Genomic DNA, 17306 nt, shown 5'->3' on the forward strand with positions numbered 1-17306 from the left:
GTCTGTTTGAACTCTTTCGTGTACTTCATACCGCTCCAAAAGTTGTGCCCAACTTTTGGGGGTCAGTTCACTTGTGCCCACGCGCCACGCGGCTTATGCGTGTCGAATCCTCACAACTGCGGATTCACCCGCTCCACCTTCGAGTGCAGCTTGTTCAGCCCCGACAGATACGCCTTGGCCGAGGCCACGACGATGTCCGGATCCGCTCCCACGCCGTTCACGATCCGCCCCTGGCGCGACAGGCGCATCGTCACCTCCCCTTGCGACTCGGTGCCGTTGCTGATGGCGTTGATCGAGAACAGGATCAGGTCGGCGCCGGTCTTGGCCTGGCTTTCGATGGCGTTCACCGTGGCGTCGACCGGGCCGTCGCCCGAGCCTTCGCAGGCGAATTCCTGGCCGTCGATCGAGAATACGACGCGCGCATGCGGCAGTTCGCCGGTTTCGGAACGCTGCGCCAGCGAGACGAAGCGGAAGTACTCGCCCTCTTGCGCATGGTCTTCGGCCGATACCAGCGCCATGATGTCTTCGTCGAAGATCTCGCTCTTGCGGTCGGCCAGTTCCTTGAAGCGGGCAAAGGCGGCGTTGACTTCGGCCTCGGACTCAAGCTCGATGCCGAGTTCCTGCAGGCGCGCCTTGAAGGCATTCCGGCCCGACAGCTTGCCCAGCACGATCTTGTTCGCGTGCCAGCCGACGTCTTCGGCGCGCATGATCTCGTAGGTTTCGCGCGCCTTCAGGATGCCGTCCTGGTGGATTCCCGAGGCGTGGGCGAAGGCGTTCGCGCCGACCACCGCCTTGTTCGGCTGCACCGCAAAGCCCGTGATCTGCGAGACCATTTTCGAGGCCGGCACGATTTGCGTGGTGTCGATGCCGACCGTGAGCTTGTAGTAGTCGGCGCGCGTGCGCAGCGCCATCACGACTTCTTCCAGCGCCGTATTGCCGGCCCGTTCGCCGAGGCCGTTGATGGTGCATTCGATCTGGCGCGCGCCGCCAATCGCCACGCCGGCCAGCGAATTGGCGACCGCAAGCCCGAGGTCGTTATGGCAGTGCACCGACCAGATGGCCTTGTCGGAGTTGGGCACGCGTTCGCGCAGGCGGCGGATGGTTTCGCCGAAGACTTCGGGCGTGGCGTAGCCGACCGTGTCGGGGAAGTTGATGGTGGTGGCGCCCTCGGCGATCACCGTTTCCAGCACGCGGCACAGGAAATCCTCGTTCGAGCGGCTGCCGTCTTCCGGGGAGAATTCGATGTCGTCGGTGTGGTTGCGCGCGTAGCGGATGGCCAGTTTGGCTTGCTCGAGCACCTGCTCGGGCTCCATGCGCAGCTTCATCTTCATGTGCAGCTCGGAGGTGGCGATGAAGGTGTGGATGCGCTTGCGCGCGGCCGGTTGCAGGGCTTCGGCGGCGCGGGCGATGTCGCGGTCGTTGGCGCGCGAGAGCGAGCAAATGGTGGAGTCGCGCACCGCGCTTGAGATCGCGCGGATGGCTTCGAAGTCGCCGGGAGAGGCGGCGGCGAAGCCGGCTTCGATGACGTCGACCCGCAGGCGTTCGAGCTGGCGCGCGATGCGGACTTTTTCGTCCTTGGTCATCGAGGCGCCGGGAGATTGCTCGCCGTCGCGCAGGGTGGTGTCGAAAATGATGAGGCGGTTAGGGTCGAACATGGGTACTCCGTCAGCGCTTGTTGATGAACGAGCGCCGACGGTCCACGGGACCCTAGCGGCGCTCGGCTTGATCGTTCTCGATCGGATCGTCGGTCGGGATAATGGAGACCCGCTTGCCCTTGGCGCGCTGGATCACGAACACCACATACCCCGACAAGCCGTAGACTACAAAAATCGGCCACAGGACTTTCGGCGGATCGATCGCCACCAGCGCAAAGGCCAGCGCGATCAGGAACACCACGATGAACGGTACCGACTTGCGGAAGTTCACGTCCTTGAAGCTGTAAAACGGCACGTTCGACACCATCGTCAGGCCGGCGAAGATGGCGATGCACCAGCTCACCCAGTCCACCTGGCGCGCGCTGATGTTGATGTCCGGGTCGGTCATGAACATGATGAAGCCGACCACCAGCGCCGCCGCCGCCGGGCTGGGCAAGCCCTGGAAGAAGCGCTTGTCCACCACCTCGATATTCGTGTTGAAACGCGCCAGCCGCAACGCCGCGCCGGCGCAGTACACGAAGGCGGCGATCCAGCCCAGTTTGCCGAGCCCGCGCAGCGACCACTCATAGATCACCAGCGCCGGCGCCGCGCCGAACGACACCATGTCCGACAAACTGTCGTACTGCGCACCGAACTCCGACTGCGTATTCGTCAGGCGCGCCACCCGGCCATCGAGCCCATCGAGAATCATCGCGATGAACACGGCCCAGCAGGCGTGCTCGAAGCGCTGGTTCATCGCCATCACGATCGCGTAGAAACCGCAGAACAGCGCACCCGTCGTAAAAGCATTCGGCAACAAATAAATGCCGCGACCGCGTGGGCGGCCCTTGTCTTCCGCCCGGCGGCCGAAACGCTTCAGGCGGGAAAATCGTGGCGCACGGGGCGATGTTCCATTTTTCTTACGTCGTGGAAAGGCTGGCATAAGGTTCCGTATTCAAGTAGTGATCGCGCTGCTGGCTTCGAGCGCCGTTGCCCCCATTATAGAGGGGCACACGGCATGTTAGCGAACGGATACTATTGGATTTCAGCCAGCAAACGCGCAGGCTTGCCGGGATGAATCCTTACTTGAACTTCACTTTCCCAACCAATCGCATCTGCAGCGTGGTTTCTCCCGGTTCGAAACTCGGTTCCGGCATCGCGTCCGACATTGGCGCAGGCGCGCCAGCGCGCATCATCATCGCCTTCTCGCTGCGGTCGCCCGCATAATTGCCCGACCCTTCAAAATCCACCGTATCGAGGATCGCATCCGCCGGCTGGCGCCCCATCGCGCGCGCGATCGAGACGATGCGTTCGTTCAGATTGCGGTAGGTCTCGGCAATGCGGCGGTCGTCCAGCATCTTTTCGGTTGCCGGCGCCAGGCCGAAGTTGATGCCGTTGATCTGTAATACTTTCTGCGCCGCGGCTGCCGTCTTCGGCAGTTCGGCCAGGTTGGTCGTCTTCACCTCCAAATATTGACCGACGCGCCAGCCACTCGGCACGGGTTTTATTGGCGTGCGGCTCGCGGGTAGCGGCTGCACCGGCGGCTCCGGATAGACCGGGTAGGTGTAATAACCCTGGGTCTTCAGCTCGGCCTTCGGATCGGCGCGGCGCACGATCTCGGTGCCCTCCTTCATCTTGCGGTTGACGCGGGCTGCGGCCGCCGCCTTGTCCTTATCGAATTCTTCAACGGCGAAGGTGACGATCGCCTGGTCGTTGGCATGGCGCACTTCGCCATTGGCCGGGACGATGACCATGGTGCCGGCGGTAGACGCTGCCGGCTGGGTTTGCGCGCCGGCATGGCTGGCTGCCAGCAAGCTGGCGATGAGGACGAGTTTTGGAAGGGACATGGTTTTCTCCGGGCTAAGTAAAAGTGACTTTACTTATACGATACCGTCGCGTTGCTTTCCGTCGTGATTTTGTAATGGAAAGTTGCATTTGATACCGTAGCCTGACGAACGCCGTCCTCCGCTGTAGGGTGGACCGGGCCACGAGAGGCGGGTTCTCCCGTCCACGCGTTCACCTGGCTTGTCATCCAGCCCGGTGCGACTTCGAGCATGTCACGCGTGGACGGCATAGCCGTCCACCCTACCTGCACTGTTCAGTTCTTCGACTGGTCCACGAGTTTGTTCTTCGCGATCCACGGCATCATCGCGCGCAGCTTGGCGCCGACTTCCTCGATCTGGTGCTCGCTGGTCAAACGGCGGCGCGAGATCAGCGTCGGGGCGCCGGCCTTGTTTTCGAGGATGAAGCTCTTCGCGTATTCGCCGGTCTGGATGTCCTTCAGGCACTGGCGCATCGCGTTCTTGGTGTCTTCGGTCACGATGCGCGGGCCGGTGACGTATTCGCCGTATTCCGCGTTGTTCGAGATCGAATAGTTCATGTTGGCGATGCCGCCTTCGTAGATCAGGTCGACGATCAGTTTCAGCTCGTGCAGGCACTCGAAATAGGCCATTTCCGGCGCATAGCCCGCTTCGGTCAGGGTCTCGAAGCCGGCCTTGATCAGCTCGACGGCGCCGCCGCACAGGACGGCTTGCTCGCCGAACAGGTCGGTCTCGGTCTCTTCGCGGAAGTTGGTCTCGATGATGCCGGCGCGGCCGCCGCCGTTGGCCATGGCGTAGGACAGCGCGACGTCGCGCGCGGCGCCCGACTTGTCCTGGTAGACCGCGATCAGGTGCGGCACGCCGCCACCCTGGCGGTAGGTGCCGCGCACGGTGTGGCCCGGCGCTTTCGGCGCGATCATGATGACGTCGAGGTCGGCCCGCGGCACGACCTGGCCGTAGTGGACGTTGAAGCCGTGGGCAAAGGCGAGCACGGCGCCCTGCTTGGCGTTCGGTTCGACGTTTTCCTTGTAGACCTGGGCGATGTTCTCGTCCGGCAGCAGGATCATGATGATGTCGGCGTTTTTCACCGCGGCGTCGACTTCGGCGACCTGCAGGCCGGCCTGCTCGACCTTGTTCCAGGAAGCGCCGCCGCGGCGCAGGCCGACGGTGACTTTCACGCCGGATTCACTGAGGTTCTGGGCGTGCGCGTGTCCCTGCGAGCCGTAGCCGATGATGGCGACGTTCTTGCCTTTGATGAGGGAGAGGTCGCAATCTTTGTCGTAGAAAACTTTCATGGTCTTTTGTCCTGTATTTTGGTTAGTTACGTTTTATGTGCCACGTGGGTGGCTGTTCATTTGTGCGGTTATTGGCTGCTCGACCTTCCCGCGTGGGCACAAGTGCCCACCCTACGAAGTCAGGCGATTGGGGCGTAGCCCCAATCAGACCTTTAAAATTCGCTCGCCGCGGCCGATGCCGGAGCCGCCGGTACGGACGGTCTCGAGTATGGAGGCGCGGTCGATGGCGTCGATAAAGGCGTCAAGTTTGCTCTTGGCGCCGGTCAGTTCGATCGTGTAGCTCTTCTCCGTCACGTCGATGATGCGGCCGCGGAAGATGTCGGCGGTGCGCTTGATTTCCTCGCGCTCCTTGCCGACCGCCCGCACCTTGAGCAGCATGAGTTCGCGCTCGATGTGCTGGCCCTCGGTCAGGTCGACCACTTTCACCACTTCGATCAGGCGGTTCAGGTGCTTGGTGATCTGCTCGATGATGTCGTCAGAGCCGGAGGTCACGATCGTCATGCGCGACAGCGTCGCATCTTCGGTCGGCGCCACGGTCAGGGTTTCGATGTTGTAGCCGCGGGCTGAAAACAGGCCCACCACGCGCGACAGGGCGCCGGCTTCGTTCTCCAGGAGAACCGAGATGATGTGTCTCATTTACAGGTCCTCCGAGCCGAGCAGCATTTCAGACAGGCCCTTGCCGGCCTTGACCATCGGCCAGACGTTCTCGCTCTGGTCGGTGATGAAGTTCATGAACACGAGGCGGTCTTTCATTCCGAATGCTTCCTTCAGCGAACCCTCGACGTCGGACGGCTTTTCGATGCGCATGCCGACGTGGCCATAAGCCTCGGCCAGCTTCTCGAAGTCCGGCAGCGAGTCCATGTACGACTCGGAATAGCGCGAACCATAGTCGATCTGCTGCCACTGGCGCACCATGCCGAGGAAGCGGTTGTTGAGCAGGATGATCTTCGGCGTCAGGTGGTATTGCTTGCAGGTGGCGAGCTCCTGGATGCACATCTGGATCGAGCCTTCGCCGGTGACGCAGGCGACCGTCGCATCCGGGTTCGCCATCTGCACGCCCATCGCATACGGCAGGCCGACGCCCATCGTGCCCAGGCCGCCGGAATTGATCCAGCGGCGCGGCTTGTCGAACGGGTAGTACTGGGCGGCCCACATCTGGTGCTGGCCGACGTCGGAGGTGATGAAGGCGTCGCCATTCGTCACCTGCCACAGTTTTTCGATGACCGATTGCGGCTTGATGACGAGGCTCGAATCCTCGTACTTCAGGCAATCGCGGCTGCGCCATTCCTCGATCTGCTTCCACCAGGCGGCGAGCGGCGCCGGATTGGCACGCGAAGTACCTGCGGCATCGAGCTGGGCCAGGAATTCGGTCAGCACTTCCTTGACGTTGCCGACGATCGGGATGTCGACCTTCACCCGCTTCGAGATCGACGAGGGATCGATGTCGATGTGGATGATCTTGCGCGGATGGCTGGCGAAGTGCTTCGGGTTGCCGATCACGCGGTCGTCGAAGCGGGCGCCGATCGCGATCAGCACGTCGCAGTGCTGCATCGCCATGTTCGCTTCGTAGGTACCGTGCATGCCGGGCATGCCGACGAACTGCGCGCTGCTCGAGCGCGATCCGCCCAGGCCCATCAGCGTGTTGGTGACCGGCGCGCCGAGCTTGTCGACCAGGCGGTTCAGTTCGTTCGACGCATTGGCCAGGATCACGCCGCCGCCGGCATAGATCATCGGACGCTCGGCGGTTTGCAGCAGCTGCACGGCCTTGCGGATCTGGCCGGCGTGGCCCTTGTCGACCGGTTTATAGGAGCGCATCTCGATTTCGCGCGGATATTCGAACATGCACTTGTGCATGCTGATGTCCTTCGGGATATCGACCAGCACCGGACCCGGACGGCCGGTACGGGCAATGTAGAAGGCTTTCTTGATGGTGTTAGCCAGTTCCTTGACGTCCTTGACCAGGAAATTATGCTTGACCACGGGGCGGGTGATTCCGACCGTGTCGCATTCCTGGAAGGCATCCTGGCCGATCGCATGGCTCGGCACCTGGCCGCTGATCACCACCATCGGAATCGAATCCATGTAGGCGGTGGACAGGCCGGTGACGGCATTGGTGACGCCCGGACCGGAGGTGACGATGGCGACGCCGACGGTGTTCGAACTGCGCGAATAGGCGTCTGCCGCATGGACGGCTGCCTGCTCGTGGCGCACCAGGACGTGCTGGAATTTGTCTTGCTGGAAGATGGCGTCGTAGATGTACAGCACTGCGCCGCCAGGATAGCCAAAGACGTGTTTCACGCCTTCCTCGGCCAGGCAACGGACGACGATTTCAGCACCGGTGATCGGCACTGATGAAGCTTCGTTATTCATGAATCATTCCTTTCAAGACCCAGAGGGAGTTTGATCGGATGCCCGTTCCTAACGAAATACGGTTTACCCCACAGCGCTGTCAGCTTCCCTTCTTTCTGCGGTCACGTCGAACTCCCGGATATCCATTGATACCCTTTGGAACGGCGCTGGGCGCAACTCGTTTGGCTGAGTGTCTGTAGCGGCTCGACGCATCTCTCGCGCTTGTGGCGCGGGTTGGAGCAAACTGCCTACAAATGAAAGCGTGTCATTGCCGAACAGGCCTTGTGTGCCGGTCTGGCTGACGGTGAAGCTTTGGGGGTGCAAAGCGTGAAGAACACCTTACTGCGTTGCACCATTTTGGTCAAGATAAAAAATTGAAAAGAGAATATGCACCGGTTGGGTGCGTATAGGCGGGGGATCGTGCGGTGCAGCGATGAGGTTGGCGCAGGCGGTATGCGGGCGGTGAACGCGTGGAGTCAGGACTCCACCCTACGGTACGCAGCGGCCAACGGTAATTGGATCTTGCAACGGACGGTCGAGCACCGTAGGGTGGACTCCCGAGTCCACGCGTACGTGCAGCGGTGAACCACCACCGCCTGAACTCGCCACTATCAGCGCTCCATCCCCCACTTGCGCACGGTCACCCGTTCCAGCGTCTGGAACACGATATTCTCCACCGCCAGCCCGATGATGATCACCGCCGCCAGCCCGGCGAACACCTTGTCCGTGAACAGCTCGTTGCGGCTCTGGAAAATGAACCAGCCCAGCCCGCCCTGCCCCGACGTGGTGCCGAACACCAGCTCGGCGGCGATCAGCGTGCGCCAGGCGAAGGCCCAGCCGATTTTCAGGCCCGACAGGATCGCCGGCAACGCCGCCGGAATCAGGATCTGCAGCACGAAGCGCAGGCCGTTGATGCCGTAGTTGCGCCCCGCCATGCGCAGCGTCTCCGGCACCGCGCGAAAACCCGCGCTGGCGTTCAGGGTCAGCGGCCACAGCACCGAATGCATCAGCACCATGATCAGGCTGCCTTTACCGAGCCCGAACCACAGCAGCGCCAGCGGCAGCAAGGCGATCGCCGGCAGCGGGTTGAACATCGAGGTCAGCGTCTCGATCAGTTCGCGCCCGACGCGGTTCGACACCGCCAGCCAGGTCAGCAGGAAAGCGCCGGCCACGCCCATCAGGTAGCCCTGCGTCAGCACGGCGAACGACATGCCGATATAGCCGAACAGCTCGCCCGAGACGATGCCGTCGACCAGCGCCCTGCCCGTCTGCAATGCGGTCGGCAGCAGCAGGTCGTTGTCGTACCAGCGTGCCAGCAGCTCCCAGATCACGGCCAGCACCAGCAGCATGCCGGCCTTGCGCAGCCAGGCGTAACCGGTGAAGAGCGAAAAGCCGGGCGCGGCGGTATGCACCTGCGCGGCTGCGACGCCACCGACGGAAGGCGCCGCCAGCGCCAGCTCATATTCGGGACGAATCGGGGGATCTCGGAAAGCGTTCATGCGTGTACAGTCAAAGGTGCGGGGTGGGACGGCGCCAGGGCCGGCGCGGCCTCGAACAGCAGGCGGTGAATGCGTTCGTTGGCCGCCTGGAATTCGACGCTGCCGGCGCTGCCCAGGTCGAACTGGTGGCTGTTGAGCTCGGCACGGACGCGGCCCGGGTGCGGGCTCAGCAGCAGGATGCGGTTGCCGACCACCAGCGCTTCCTCGATCGAGTGGGTCACGAACAGCATCGTGAAGCCGATCTCTTCCCACAGGATTTGCAACTGCTCCTGCATCGTCCGGCGAGTGAGCGCGTCGAGCGCGGCGAAGGGCTCGTCCATCAGCAGGATTTCCGGCTGCATGGCCAGTGCGCGCGCGATCGCCACGCGCGCCTTCATCCCGCCCGACAGGGTGTGCGGGTAGGCATCGGCAAAGCGGGCCAGCCCGACCTTGCCCAGCCAGTGGCGGGCGCGCTCGCGGGCCTCGGGCTTCTTCATGCCGCCCGCCAGCAGCGGGAACATGACGTTGTTCTCGACCGTCTTCCAGGGCGGCAGCTGGTCGAATTCCTGGAATACGACGATGCGGTCCGGCCCCGGTCCGATGATCGGCTTGCCACCGAGGCGCAGGCTGCCGGCGCGCGGCGCGATGAAGCCGCCCACGGCTTTCAGCAGGGTCGACTTGCCGCAGCCCGAGGGGCCGAGCAGCACGAAGCGGTCGCCGCGGTGCACGTCGAAGCTGACGTTTTCGGTGGCGCGCACTGTGCCTTGCGCGCCGGCGTATTCGATCGTCACGTGCTCGGCACGCAGCAAGGGGCCCTGGGGCGGCACGACCTGCAGAGGAGGCACGCTTGTATCAACTCGCATCTCAACTCCCCGAAGCCAGCGCCGGATGCTCGAAGAAGTAATCCTTCCAGCTGGCCGGCTTTTTCTTGATCGCACCGACCTCGTGCAGGAACTGCGCCAGGCCCAGCGTGTTCTGCGGCGCCACCTTGAACTGCACCTTCGGATTCTTGATCACTTTCACCAGCAGCGCGCGGTCGATGCTGCCCTTGTTCACGCGCAGGTAGGCGTCGGCTGCCGCTTCCGGATTGGTGCTGGCCAGCTGCGCCGCTTCCACCAGCGCATCGATAAAGGCGCGGTAGGTCTTCGGATTCTCTTTCACATATTTTTCGGTTGCATACAGCACGGTCGCCGAGCTCGGGCCGCCCAGCACCTGGTAAGAGTCGAGCACGACCTTCGCTTTCGGGTTGCCGGCCAGTTCCTGGTCCTGGAACGGCGGATTGCCGAAGTGGGCGTTGATCTCGGTGCCGCCGGCGATCACGGCGGCGGCGGCGTCCGGATGCGGCACGGCTTGCGTGTACCCGTCGAGTTTCTTGAACTGGGTCGGGCCCCACTGCCTGGCGGCCGCCATTTGCAGGATGCGCGCCTGCACCGAGACGGTCACGGCCGGCAGCGCGATGCGGTCTTTCGGGCCGAAGTCGGCGATCGATTTCACGGCCGGGTTGGTGCTGATCAGGTAGTACGGGAAGTTGCCGAGCGACGCGACGGCGCGCACGTTCTGGCGGCCATTGGTGCGGTCCCAGATGGTCATCAAGGGGCCCAGGCCGGCGCCGACCACGTCCACCGAATTCGACAGCAGCGCGTCGTTGACGGCGGCGCCGCCCGACAGCTTGACCCAGTCGACGTCGATGTCGACGCCATGCTTCTTGCCGTGCTTTTCGATCAGCTTCTGGTCTTGCGCGACATTGAGCAACAGGTACACCACGCCGAATTGTTCGGCGATGCGGATCTTGCCTTCCGCCTGGGCGGCGGGTGCCGCAGCAACCAGCGAGATGGCCACAAGCGCGACCGGCAAGGCGGCGGCGATTTTTTTCAAGCTAAACATGGATTCTCCTGGTCAGAACGGGACATCGCCCGCGATCGTGGTGCGGTATAGCTTGCGGCGCTGTTCGGGCGGGCAACCGGCGGCCAGGTGCATCAGCGAGCGGTTGTCCCAGAACACCACGTCGTGCGGCTGCCACTGGTGGCGGTAGATGAACTCGGGCTTCGTGCTGTGTGCGAACAGGGCATCGAGCAAGGCGCGGCTGCGTTCTTCCGGGATGTCGAGGATGCGCGTGGTGAAATGCTCGCTGACGAACAGCGCCTTGCGTCCCGTTTCCGGATGGGTGCGCACGACCGGATGGCGCACCGCCACCACTTCGTCGATCTGCGCCTGGGTCAGCGCCGGGCGCCATGGGTTCAGTTTGCGCAGGTCTTCGTAGCGCGCCAGGTAGCTGTGCTCGGCCTGCAGGTTTTCCACTTCGCGTTTCAGATCGTCCGGCAAGGTGTCCCAGGCCAGGTGCTGGTTGGAGAACAGGGTATCGCCGCCCTCCGCAGGCAATTCCTGCGCATGCAGCATCGAGCCCAGGCTCGGGGTGGCTTTATAGGACAGGTCGGAGTGCCAGTAATGGCCGGCGTCGCCCAGGCCGATCGGCTCGCCGTTTTCGCGGATGTTCGAAATCACCAGCACTTCCGGCGTGCCGGCCAGCTGGAACTGGCGCAGCACGTGGATCTGCAGTTCGCCGAAGCGGCGCGAGAACTCTACCTGCTGGGCCGGCGTGATGCGGGTGTCGCGGAACACAAGCACGTGGTGGTCGAGGTGGGCACGGTGCACGCGCGCCAGGTCGGCGGTGCCGAGCGGACGGGTCAGGTCGAGGCCGAGCACTTCGGCGCCGAGCGGGGCATCGAGCGGGCGGATGTCGAATTCTTGTCGTAAGGATGTGACGAGAGTCGGATTATCGAGAAGCATGATAGCTGCGCGGAGTCATAGTCAAAGTTGGATTCAGGTTATCCAGCCCGGATGGGCTTGAGAACGAATGATTCCGACTATGCTCATGCGTTTTTTGAAAGCCCGGAGCTTCACTGAGCAATTAGAGTGCAGGCGGAGGGGAATTTTGCTAGGATTCGTGAGTTTTCCATAAAGCACGGACCAAGCATCCGGGCGCATCACCCTCCTTCATCGCATGGCGACAGACAAAGAACTAGGCGACTTCCTCGAGAACGTCGAACGGCGCGCCTTCAAGCAAGCCGTGTATGCGGTGCGCAAGGACGAAGCCGCGCTCGACATCGTGCAGGACGCGATGATCAAGCTCGCCGAAAAATACGGCGACAAGCCGGCCGCCGAATTGCCCATGCTGTTCCAGCGCATCCTGCAGACGACCATCCTCGATTACTTCCGCCGCGAAAAGGTGCGCAATACCTGGGTGAGCCTGTTCTCCGGTCTCGGCCGCCGTGGAAATGAGGATGAGGACTTTGATATACTCGATGCGTACGAAGCGGAAGAAGGTTCGGCCGCGGCGGAATCCAGCATGGATCAGGTCGAACGCGCACAGACCTTGCGCCTGATCGAAGCGGAGATACAAAAGCTCCCGGCGCGTCAACGCGAAGCCTTCCTTATGCGTTACTGGCAGGATATGGACGTGGCTGAAACGGCCGCGGCAATGGGGTGCTCGGAGGGCAGTGTCAAAACACATTGCTCTCGCGCTACGCATACTCTCGCCGATGCCCTGCGGGCCAAGGGAATAAAATTATGAATACCGACGACATCAACCTGGCGTACAAGCTGCGCCACGCCCTGAACGAAAATCTCGACGCGCTGCCGGCGTCCACCACCGAGCGCCTGGCCGCCGCACGCGCGCTGGCGCTGTCGCGCAAGAAAGCGGACGCGCCCGCCGCGCACAAGCGCCGCCGCTTCCTGAATCTCGACTTCCATTTCTCGGGCGCCGGTCTCGGCCGCCTCGGCGTGGCCATTCCCCTGCTGGCGCTGGTGGTCGGCCTGGGCGGGCTGTACCAGTACGACCAGCAGCAGCGCATCGCCGAACTGGCCGAACTCGACGCGGCTGTGCTGGCCGACGAACTGCCGCTGACGGCTTACCTCGACCATGGCTTCAATGCCTACCTGGAGTCGCAACAGCGCCAGCAATGACGACACCCCCTTCCAAGCCCCGCCGCTCCGGCTGGATCGCCGCGGTGGCGGCGCTGCTGGCCGCGCTCGCGGCCTGGCTCGTCTGGCTGGTCTGGCCCGATGCAGGAACCGGCGGTCCCGGCGGCACGCAGGGCGTGGCCACCACCGCCAGCGTTCCCGGCACGCCCGCCAGGAGCGCGCGCCTCGCCGACAAGCCGCTGTGGCGCGACCTGACGCCCGCCCAGCAGGTTGCCCTCGCCCCGCTGCATCCCGAATGGGATGCGATGGATGGCGTGCGCAAGAAAAAATGGCTCGAAATGTCGCGCCGCTTCGGCTCGATGAACCCGGTCGAGCAGGGCCGCGTGCACGAGCGCATGCGCCAGTGGATGCGCCTGACGCCCGAGCAGCGCGACCTGGCGCGCGAAAACTACAACAAGGCGCGCAAGCTCGCGCCCGGCGACCGCGCCGCCAACTGGGAAAGCTACAAGCAGCTCTCCCCCGGCGAGAAACAGCGCCTGGCGCAATCGGCCGCGCGCAAGAACGCGGCCACGGCCATCACCCCGCCGGCCGCCAGCACCATTGTCGCCCCCACCAGTTGCCCGGCCGGCACCACGCGTCGCGGCGCCTCCTGCATTTCGCTGCAGGCGCCGGCCACGCTCCCGGCCGCGCCGGCGGTCACCCAGCCGGCGCCCGTCCCTGCGCCGGCGCCGGTGTCGGTGCCCGCGCCGGCCGGCTCGCCGCCGCCCGCCGCGCCGCCGCCGGCTGCTCCGGCGCCGGCGGCCCCCACCGCCCAACCCGCCACCGCCCCCGCGCCATCGAATGCAAACGGCTAATCCCAGCGCAGCACCCGCCCCTGCCCTTATCGGCACCCCGACCGTCAGGCGCCGCGTCATCGCCATGGTCTATGAAGCCTTCCTGCTGATCGCGGTCGAAGCGCTCGCGGTCTTCATCTACATCTTCGTCACCGGCAACCGCCAGGCGCCGGCCTACCGCGCCGGGCTGATGGCCTTCCTGTTCCTGGTGACGGCGGCGTATTTCGTGCACGCCTGGAGCGGCAGCGGTTTTACGCTCGCGATGAAGACCTGGCGCATCAAGGTGGTCAAGGTGGGCGCTGCGCGCGTGCCGCTGAAGAATGCGCTGGTGCGCTACCTGCTGGCCTGGGGCTGGTTCGCGCCGGCGCTGGCTGTCGGCGCGGTGCTCGACCTGCATCATGTCAGGGAGTGGGCGGTCGTGCTGACGCTGGGGCTGGTGGCCTGGGGGGCGACGGCGTTTCTCGACAAGGACCGGCAATTCCTGCATGACCGGATTGCGGGAACGAGGTTGATTGCGTTGCCGAAGGTGGGGAAAAAGAAGTAACGGGCTGCGTTTGCCGCTGCCTGTTTGCGAACGGTGTAACGCGTGGAGTCGGGACTCCACCCTACGAAAGGCCATCACACGTAGGGTGGAGTCCTGACTCCACGCGTTGCGGAAGCACCTTAGCCCGGCAGCCTGAACTCGCCGGGCCGTCAAATCAAAACCGCTCGTACTCGGTTAAATACCGCCACTGCCCCTGCGGCAGCCCCCCCATCGACATCCGCCCCACGCGCAGGCGCTTGATGTCGGTGACGGTCAATCCCACCGCCGCGCACATGTGCTCGATCTGGCCAGCGCGCATGCCCTTGGCGGCAAAGCGCAGCCGTCCTTCGCTCTGCCAGCTGACCTTCATCGGGTTGACCGGCTTGCCGCTGAAAGTGAGGCCGTGGTTCAGCAGCGCCAGGCCGCCATCCCTGATCCCGCCCGACACCTCGACCACGTACTCGTGCTCGACGCGTTCGCCGTCGTCCAGCAGCTTGCGCACGACGCGGAAGTCCTGGCTGTAGACCAGCAGGCCGCTGGCGTCGGTTTCCAGCGGCGTGCACAGCGTCAGGCGCGCCAGGTGGCGCTTCAGGAAGCGCGGCTGGCCGTGGCCGCCGACGACCAGCGACTCGGGCGTCAGGCAATCCAGCGCCGTGATGCCGCGCGCGCCGACGCCGGAATTCATCCCGGCCGGCTTGTGCAGCAGGATCGTGACCGGCGGCGCTTCGTCCATGCTGGCGCCCGGCAGCAGCACCACGCTCTGCGCCGGTGTCACGCGCGAGGCGGGATCTTCGACCACGAGGCCGTCGACCGTGACGCCGCCATTGGCGATGTAGCGTTCCGCTTCCGCGCGCGAACAGGCCGCCAGTTCGGCGACGCGCTTTGCTAGGCGAATTCCGTCTTCGCTCATACTGTACGCCAGTTCTGGAAGAAGGATTTGAAGGCGGCGACGACGGTATCGACGTCGGCGCGTGAAACGTCCAGGTGGGTCACCAGGCGCGTGCGCGGGCCGATCGAGGCGCGGATGCCCTGCGCGGCCAGATGTGCGCTCAGCGGCGCGCAGGCGGCGGCCGGGATGTCCATCCAGAAGATGTTGGTCTGCGGCGTACCGACCTTCAAGGCGTCGATCTCACCCAGCCCGCGCGCCAGCAGCGCCGCGTTCTCGTGGTCGTCCGCCAGGCGCTGCACGTTCTGCTCGAGCGCGTGGTGCGCGGCCGCGGCCAGCACGCCGGCCTGGCGCATGCCGCCGCCCAGCATCTTGCGCCAGCGCTTGCCCTGCTCGATGAACGCTTTCGGTCCCAGCAGCACCGAGCCGACCGGCGCGCCCAGGCCTTTCGACAGGCAGACCGACACCGTATCGAAGCCCTTCACCACTTCGCGCAGACTGATGTCCTGCTTCACCGCCGCATTGCATACGCGCGCGCCGTCGAGGTGGGTCGCAAGACCCTTGGCATGCGCCAGCGCCGTGGCGGCGGCGATGTAGTCCTGGCCGAGCACGCGTCCGCCGATCGTGTTTTCCAGCGCCAGCAAGCGGGTGCGGGCGAAGTGCATGTCGTCGGGCTTGATGTAGGCTTCGATGTCGGCCAGCGCGATGCTGCCATCGAGCTGGTTGGCGATCGGCTGCGGCTGGATCGAGCCCAGCACCGCGGCGCCGCCGCCTTCGTACTTGTAGGTGTGCGCTTCCTGGCCGACCAGGTATTCGTCGCCGCGGCCGCAGTGCGTCATCAGGGCGATCAGGTTGGTCTGCGTGCCGCTCGGCGCGAACATGCCCGCTTCATAGCCGAACAGGTCGGCCGCGTAGTCCTGCAGGCGGTTGACGGTCGGGTCGTCGGCATAGACGTCGTCGCCGACTTCGGCGGCGGCCATCGCGGCGCGCATGGCCTGCGACGGTTGGGTCACGGTGTCGCTGCGCAGGTCGATCCAGGTGATGTTTTCGCTCATGGTTTCAGGTCGTGTATTCAAAGCGCGTCAGTGGTTGCGGCTTCAGTTTGCGAAGCATAGAAACGCTGGCCCATCTCTTCCAGGCCTAGCGTGGACAGCACTTCCTGCAGGCGCTCGCTCGGACGGCGGCGCGGCAGGTTCTTGTAGGTGGCCACGATCAGCTCGTTCTTCATCGAGTGCTCCCAGCCGACCAGTTCGGTGACGGTCACCTCGTAGCCGTGGGCCTCGAGTTGCAGGCAGCGCAGCACGTTCGTCACCTGGCTGCCGAATTCGCGCGTGTGGATCGGGCGGCGCCAGATTTCGGTGAGCGGGCTTTTCAGGTCCCTGCCCTTGTTCTTGCGCAGCACCGACGCCACTTCGGCCTGGCAGCACGGCACCAGCACCATGTGTTTCGCCTTTTTCTTCAGGGCGAAGTCGATGGCGTCGTCGGTGGCGGTGTTACAGGCGTGCAGCGCGGTGACGACGTCGATCGTCTCGGGGAGCTTATCCGAAGTCGTCGACTCGGCCACCGACAGCGGCAGGAAGGACATGTTCGCAAAACCCAGGCGCGCCGCCAGCGCGGTCGACCTGGCGACCAGTTCGTCGCGCGTCTCGATGCCGTAGATGTGCGAGGCATCTTGCAGGCCCTTGAAGAACAGGTCGTACAGGATGAAGCCGAGGTAGGACTTGCCGGCGCCATGGTCGACCAGCGAAACCGTCCCCTTTTCCGCGCGCACGTCGTTCACCAGCGGCTCGATGAAGTTGATCAGGTGGTAGACCTGCTTGAGCTTGCGGCGGCTGTCCTGGTTCAGCTTGGCGTCGCGCGTGAGGATGTGCAGTTCCTTGAGCAGTTCGATCGACTGCCCGGGACGCACTTCCGCCGGTAATTCCGGCGCTGCCGGAGCCTTGATGGGGGTTTGCTTAGCGTGCTTCATCGATCCATGCTGCCTGAATGGCTTCCAGTACGCGCTCGCCGCCGCGCTTGTGGTCGTCGTCGAAGCCTTCCAGCGCGACGACCCAGTTGTGGAGGTCGACGAAGCGCACGGTCGCGGGATCCACGTCCGGGTACTTCTCGAACAACGCTTCGGCGATGGCCGCCACCTCGTTCCACTTCATGGCAGTTTCCGTTATCCGTGGGTTTTCAGTGATTCTTCTCTGCCGCGTGGTTGATCGTGTACTTCGGGATCTCGACCACGAGGTCTTCTTCCGCCACGATCGCCTGGCACGACAGGCGCGAGTTGGGTTCCAGGCCCCAGGCCTTGTCGAGCATGTCTTCTTCTTTTTCTTCCTGCTCGTTCAACGAATCGAAGCCTTCGCGCACGATCACGTGGCAGGTGGTGCAGGCGCAGACGCGATCGCAGGCGTGTTCGATGTCGATGTCGTTTTCCAGCATGACGTCGCAGACGGACTTGCCGGCAGGGGCGTCGAGGACGGCGCCGTCGGGGCAGAAGACCGGGTGGGGCAGGATGACGATTTGTGGCACGTTGTTACCTCTAAAATAATGTATATCGTTTTGTGGCCGGGGTTAGTAGG

Annotated in this window: 19 protein-coding genes; 4 read left to right on the forward strand and 15 right to left on the reverse strand. The window is 64.1% G+C overall.

Annotation, left to right across the window (positions count from 1 at the left end; genetic code table 11):
- Positions 1 to 110: 110 nt before the first annotated feature.
- From IFT60_RS06000 to IFT60_RS06045, 10 genes are all read right to left on the reverse strand, one after another.
- Positions 111 to 1655, reverse strand: coding sequence for a 2-isopropylmalate synthase (locus tag IFT60_RS06000; protein WP_192050546.1), 1545 nt, complete (start codon positions 1653 to 1655; stop codon positions 111 to 113).
- Between the two features lie 52 nt (positions 1656 to 1707).
- Positions 1708 to 2577, reverse strand: coding sequence for a CDP-diacylglycerol--serine O-phosphatidyltransferase (pssA, locus tag IFT60_RS06005; protein ID WP_192050548.1), 870 nt, complete (start codon positions 2575 to 2577; stop codon positions 1708 to 1710).
- A 139-nt stretch (positions 2578 to 2716) separates the two neighbouring features.
- A complete protein-coding gene (locus IFT60_RS06010; protein ID WP_192050550.1) occupies positions 2717 to 3481 on the reverse strand; it encodes an SIMPL domain-containing protein in 765 nt (254 codons plus the stop codon).
- A gap of 251 nt (positions 3482 to 3732) precedes the next feature.
- Positions 3733 to 4749, reverse strand: coding sequence for a ketol-acid reductoisomerase (gene ilvC, locus IFT60_RS06015; protein ID WP_192050552.1), 1017 nt, complete (start codon positions 4747 to 4749; stop codon positions 3733 to 3735).
- Positions 4750 to 4893: 144 nt separating this feature from the next.
- Entirely contained in the window at positions 4894 to 5385 is a 492-nt protein-coding gene (gene ilvN / locus IFT60_RS06020) for an acetolactate synthase small subunit (RefSeq protein ID WP_192050554.1), read from the reverse strand.
- Positions 5386 to 7119 (reverse strand): acetolactate synthase 3 catalytic subunit, encoded by a 1734-nt coding sequence (locus tag IFT60_RS06025; RefSeq protein ID WP_192050557.1) that lies wholly within the window; start codon positions 7117 to 7119, stop codon positions 5386 to 5388.
- 590 nt (positions 7120 to 7709) lie between these two features.
- Positions 7710 to 8597 (reverse strand): ABC transporter permease, encoded by an 888-nt coding sequence (locus IFT60_RS06030; protein ID WP_192050559.1) that lies wholly within the window; start codon positions 8595 to 8597, stop codon positions 7710 to 7712.
- Positions 8594 to 9439 (reverse strand): ABC transporter ATP-binding protein, encoded by an 846-nt coding sequence (locus tag IFT60_RS06035; protein ID WP_192050561.1) that lies wholly within the window; start codon positions 9437 to 9439, stop codon positions 8594 to 8596. Before IFT60_RS06035 ends, IFT60_RS06030 begins: the two co-directional genes overlap by 4 nt.
- Position 9440: 1 nt before the next feature.
- Positions 9441 to 10460, reverse strand: a complete 1020-nt coding sequence (locus tag IFT60_RS06040; protein WP_192050564.1) for an ABC transporter substrate-binding protein — start codon at positions 10458 to 10460, stop codon at positions 9441 to 9443.
- A gap of 12 nt (positions 10461 to 10472) precedes the next feature.
- Positions 10473 to 11363 (reverse strand): TauD/TfdA dioxygenase family protein, encoded by an 891-nt coding sequence (locus tag IFT60_RS06045; protein ID WP_192050566.1) that lies wholly within the window; start codon positions 11361 to 11363, stop codon positions 10473 to 10475.
- Positions 11364 to 11577: 214 nt separating this feature from the next.
- On the opposite strand from IFT60_RS06045, the gene IFT60_RS06050 reads away from it, so the two are divergent.
- Genes IFT60_RS06050 through IFT60_RS06065 form a run of 4 tightly spaced genes read left to right on the forward strand, consistent with a single transcriptional unit; the run spans position 11578 to position 13874 of the window.
- On the forward strand, positions 11578 to 12147 hold the full coding sequence (locus IFT60_RS06050; protein WP_192050568.1) for an RNA polymerase sigma factor: 570 nt from the start codon (positions 11578 to 11580) through the stop codon (positions 12145 to 12147).
- Entirely contained in the window at positions 12144 to 12539 is a 396-nt protein-coding gene (locus IFT60_RS06055; RefSeq protein WP_192050570.1) for a DUF3619 family protein, read from the forward strand. Before IFT60_RS06050 ends, IFT60_RS06055 begins: the two co-directional genes overlap by 4 nt.
- On the forward strand, positions 12536 to 13351 hold the full coding sequence (locus tag IFT60_RS06060; RefSeq protein ID WP_192050572.1) for a DUF3106 domain-containing protein: 816 nt from the start codon (positions 12536 to 12538) through the stop codon (positions 13349 to 13351). Before IFT60_RS06055 ends, IFT60_RS06060 begins: the two co-directional genes overlap by 4 nt.
- Positions 13338 to 13874: an RDD family protein gene (locus IFT60_RS06065; RefSeq protein WP_192050574.1), complete on the forward strand. Its 537-nt coding sequence runs from the start codon at positions 13338 to 13340 to the stop codon at positions 13872 to 13874. Before IFT60_RS06060 ends, IFT60_RS06065 begins: the two co-directional genes overlap by 14 nt.
- A gap of 154 nt (positions 13875 to 14028) precedes the next feature.
- Here IFT60_RS06065 and IFT60_RS06070 read toward each other — a convergent pair whose 3' ends face one another.
- The 5 genes from IFT60_RS06070 to fdx are packed head-to-tail and all read right to left on the reverse strand — an operon-like array spanning position 14029 to position 17256.
- On the reverse strand, positions 14029 to 14763 hold the full coding sequence (locus IFT60_RS06070; RefSeq protein WP_192050577.1) for an rRNA pseudouridine synthase: 735 nt from the start codon (positions 14761 to 14763) through the stop codon (positions 14029 to 14031).
- On the reverse strand, positions 14760 to 15794 hold the full coding sequence (gene ltaE, locus IFT60_RS06075; protein WP_192050579.1) for a low-specificity L-threonine aldolase: 1035 nt from the start codon (positions 15792 to 15794) through the stop codon (positions 14760 to 14762). Before ltaE ends, IFT60_RS06070 begins: the two co-directional genes overlap by 4 nt.
- A 17-nt stretch (positions 15795 to 15811) precedes the next feature.
- Positions 15812 to 16708: a class I SAM-dependent methyltransferase gene (locus IFT60_RS06080; protein WP_192050581.1), complete on the reverse strand. Its 897-nt coding sequence runs from the start codon at positions 16706 to 16708 to the stop codon at positions 15812 to 15814.
- Entirely contained in the window at positions 16695 to 16889 is a 195-nt protein-coding gene (iscX, locus tag IFT60_RS06085; protein ID WP_192050583.1) for a Fe-S cluster assembly protein IscX, read from the reverse strand. Before iscX ends, IFT60_RS06080 begins: the two co-directional genes overlap by 14 nt.
- A 25-nt stretch (positions 16890 to 16914) precedes the next feature.
- Positions 16915 to 17256: an ISC system 2Fe-2S type ferredoxin gene (gene fdx / locus IFT60_RS06090; protein WP_192050585.1), complete on the reverse strand. Its 342-nt coding sequence runs from the start codon at positions 17254 to 17256 to the stop codon at positions 16915 to 16917.
- Positions 17257 to 17306: the final 50 nt, after the last annotated feature.

This window comes from Massilia sp. CFBP 13721 (genome assembly GCF_014842025.1).
Classification (GTDB): domain Bacteria; phylum Pseudomonadota; class Gammaproteobacteria; order Burkholderiales; family Burkholderiaceae_D; genus Telluria.

Coding starts and splice junctions, on each gene's coding strand:
- IFT60_RS06000 (WP_192050546.1), bottom strand. CDS start 1,655: ATGTTCGACCCTAACCGCCTCATCATTTTCGACACCACCCTGCGCGAC.
- pssA (WP_192050548.1), bottom strand. CDS start 2,577: ATGCCAGCCTTTCCACGACGTAAGAAAAATGGAACATCGCCCCGTGCG.
- IFT60_RS06010 (WP_192050550.1), bottom strand. CDS start 3,481: ATGTCCCTTCCAAAACTCGTCCTCATCGCCAGCTTGCTGGCAGCCAGC.
- ilvC (WP_192050552.1), bottom strand. CDS start 4,749: ATGAAAGTTTTCTACGACAAAGATTGCGACCTCTCCCTCATCAAAGGC.
- ilvN (WP_192050554.1), bottom strand. CDS start 5,385: ATGAGACACATCATCTCGGTTCTCCTGGAGAACGAAGCCGGCGCCCTG.
- IFT60_RS06025 (WP_192050557.1), bottom strand. CDS start 7,119: ATGAATAACGAAGCTTCATCAGTGCCGATCACCGGTGCTGAAATCGTC.
- IFT60_RS06030 (WP_192050559.1), bottom strand. CDS start 8,597: ATGAACGCTTTCCGAGATCCCCCGATTCGTCCCGAATATGAGCTGGCG.
- IFT60_RS06035 (WP_192050561.1), bottom strand. CDS start 9,439: ATGCGAGTTGATACAAGCGTGCCTCCTCTGCAGGTCGTGCCGCCCCAG.
- IFT60_RS06040 (WP_192050564.1), bottom strand. CDS start 10,460: ATGTTTAGCTTGAAAAAAATCGCCGCCGCCTTGCCGGTCGCGCTTGTG.
- IFT60_RS06045 (WP_192050566.1), bottom strand. CDS start 11,363: ATGCTTCTCGATAATCCGACTCTCGTCACATCCTTACGACAAGAATTC.
- IFT60_RS06050 (WP_192050568.1), top strand. CDS start 11,578: ATGGCGACAGACAAAGAACTAGGCGACTTCCTCGAGAACGTCGAACGG.
- IFT60_RS06055 (WP_192050570.1), top strand. CDS start 12,144: ATGAATACCGACGACATCAACCTGGCGTACAAGCTGCGCCACGCCCTG.
- IFT60_RS06060 (WP_192050572.1), top strand. CDS start 12,536: ATGACGACACCCCCTTCCAAGCCCCGCCGCTCCGGCTGGATCGCCGCG.
- IFT60_RS06065 (WP_192050574.1), top strand. CDS start 13,338: ATGCAAACGGCTAATCCCAGCGCAGCACCCGCCCCTGCCCTTATCGGC.
- IFT60_RS06070 (WP_192050577.1), bottom strand. CDS start 14,763: ATGAGCGAAGACGGAATTCGCCTAGCAAAGCGCGTCGCCGAACTGGCG.
- ltaE (WP_192050579.1), bottom strand. CDS start 15,794: ATGAGCGAAAACATCACCTGGATCGACCTGCGCAGCGACACCGTGACC.
- IFT60_RS06080 (WP_192050581.1), bottom strand. CDS start 16,708: ATGAAGCACGCTAAGCAAACCCCCATCAAGGCTCCGGCAGCGCCGGAA.
- iscX (WP_192050583.1), bottom strand. CDS start 16,889: ATGAAGTGGAACGAGGTGGCGGCCATCGCCGAAGCGTTGTTCGAGAAG.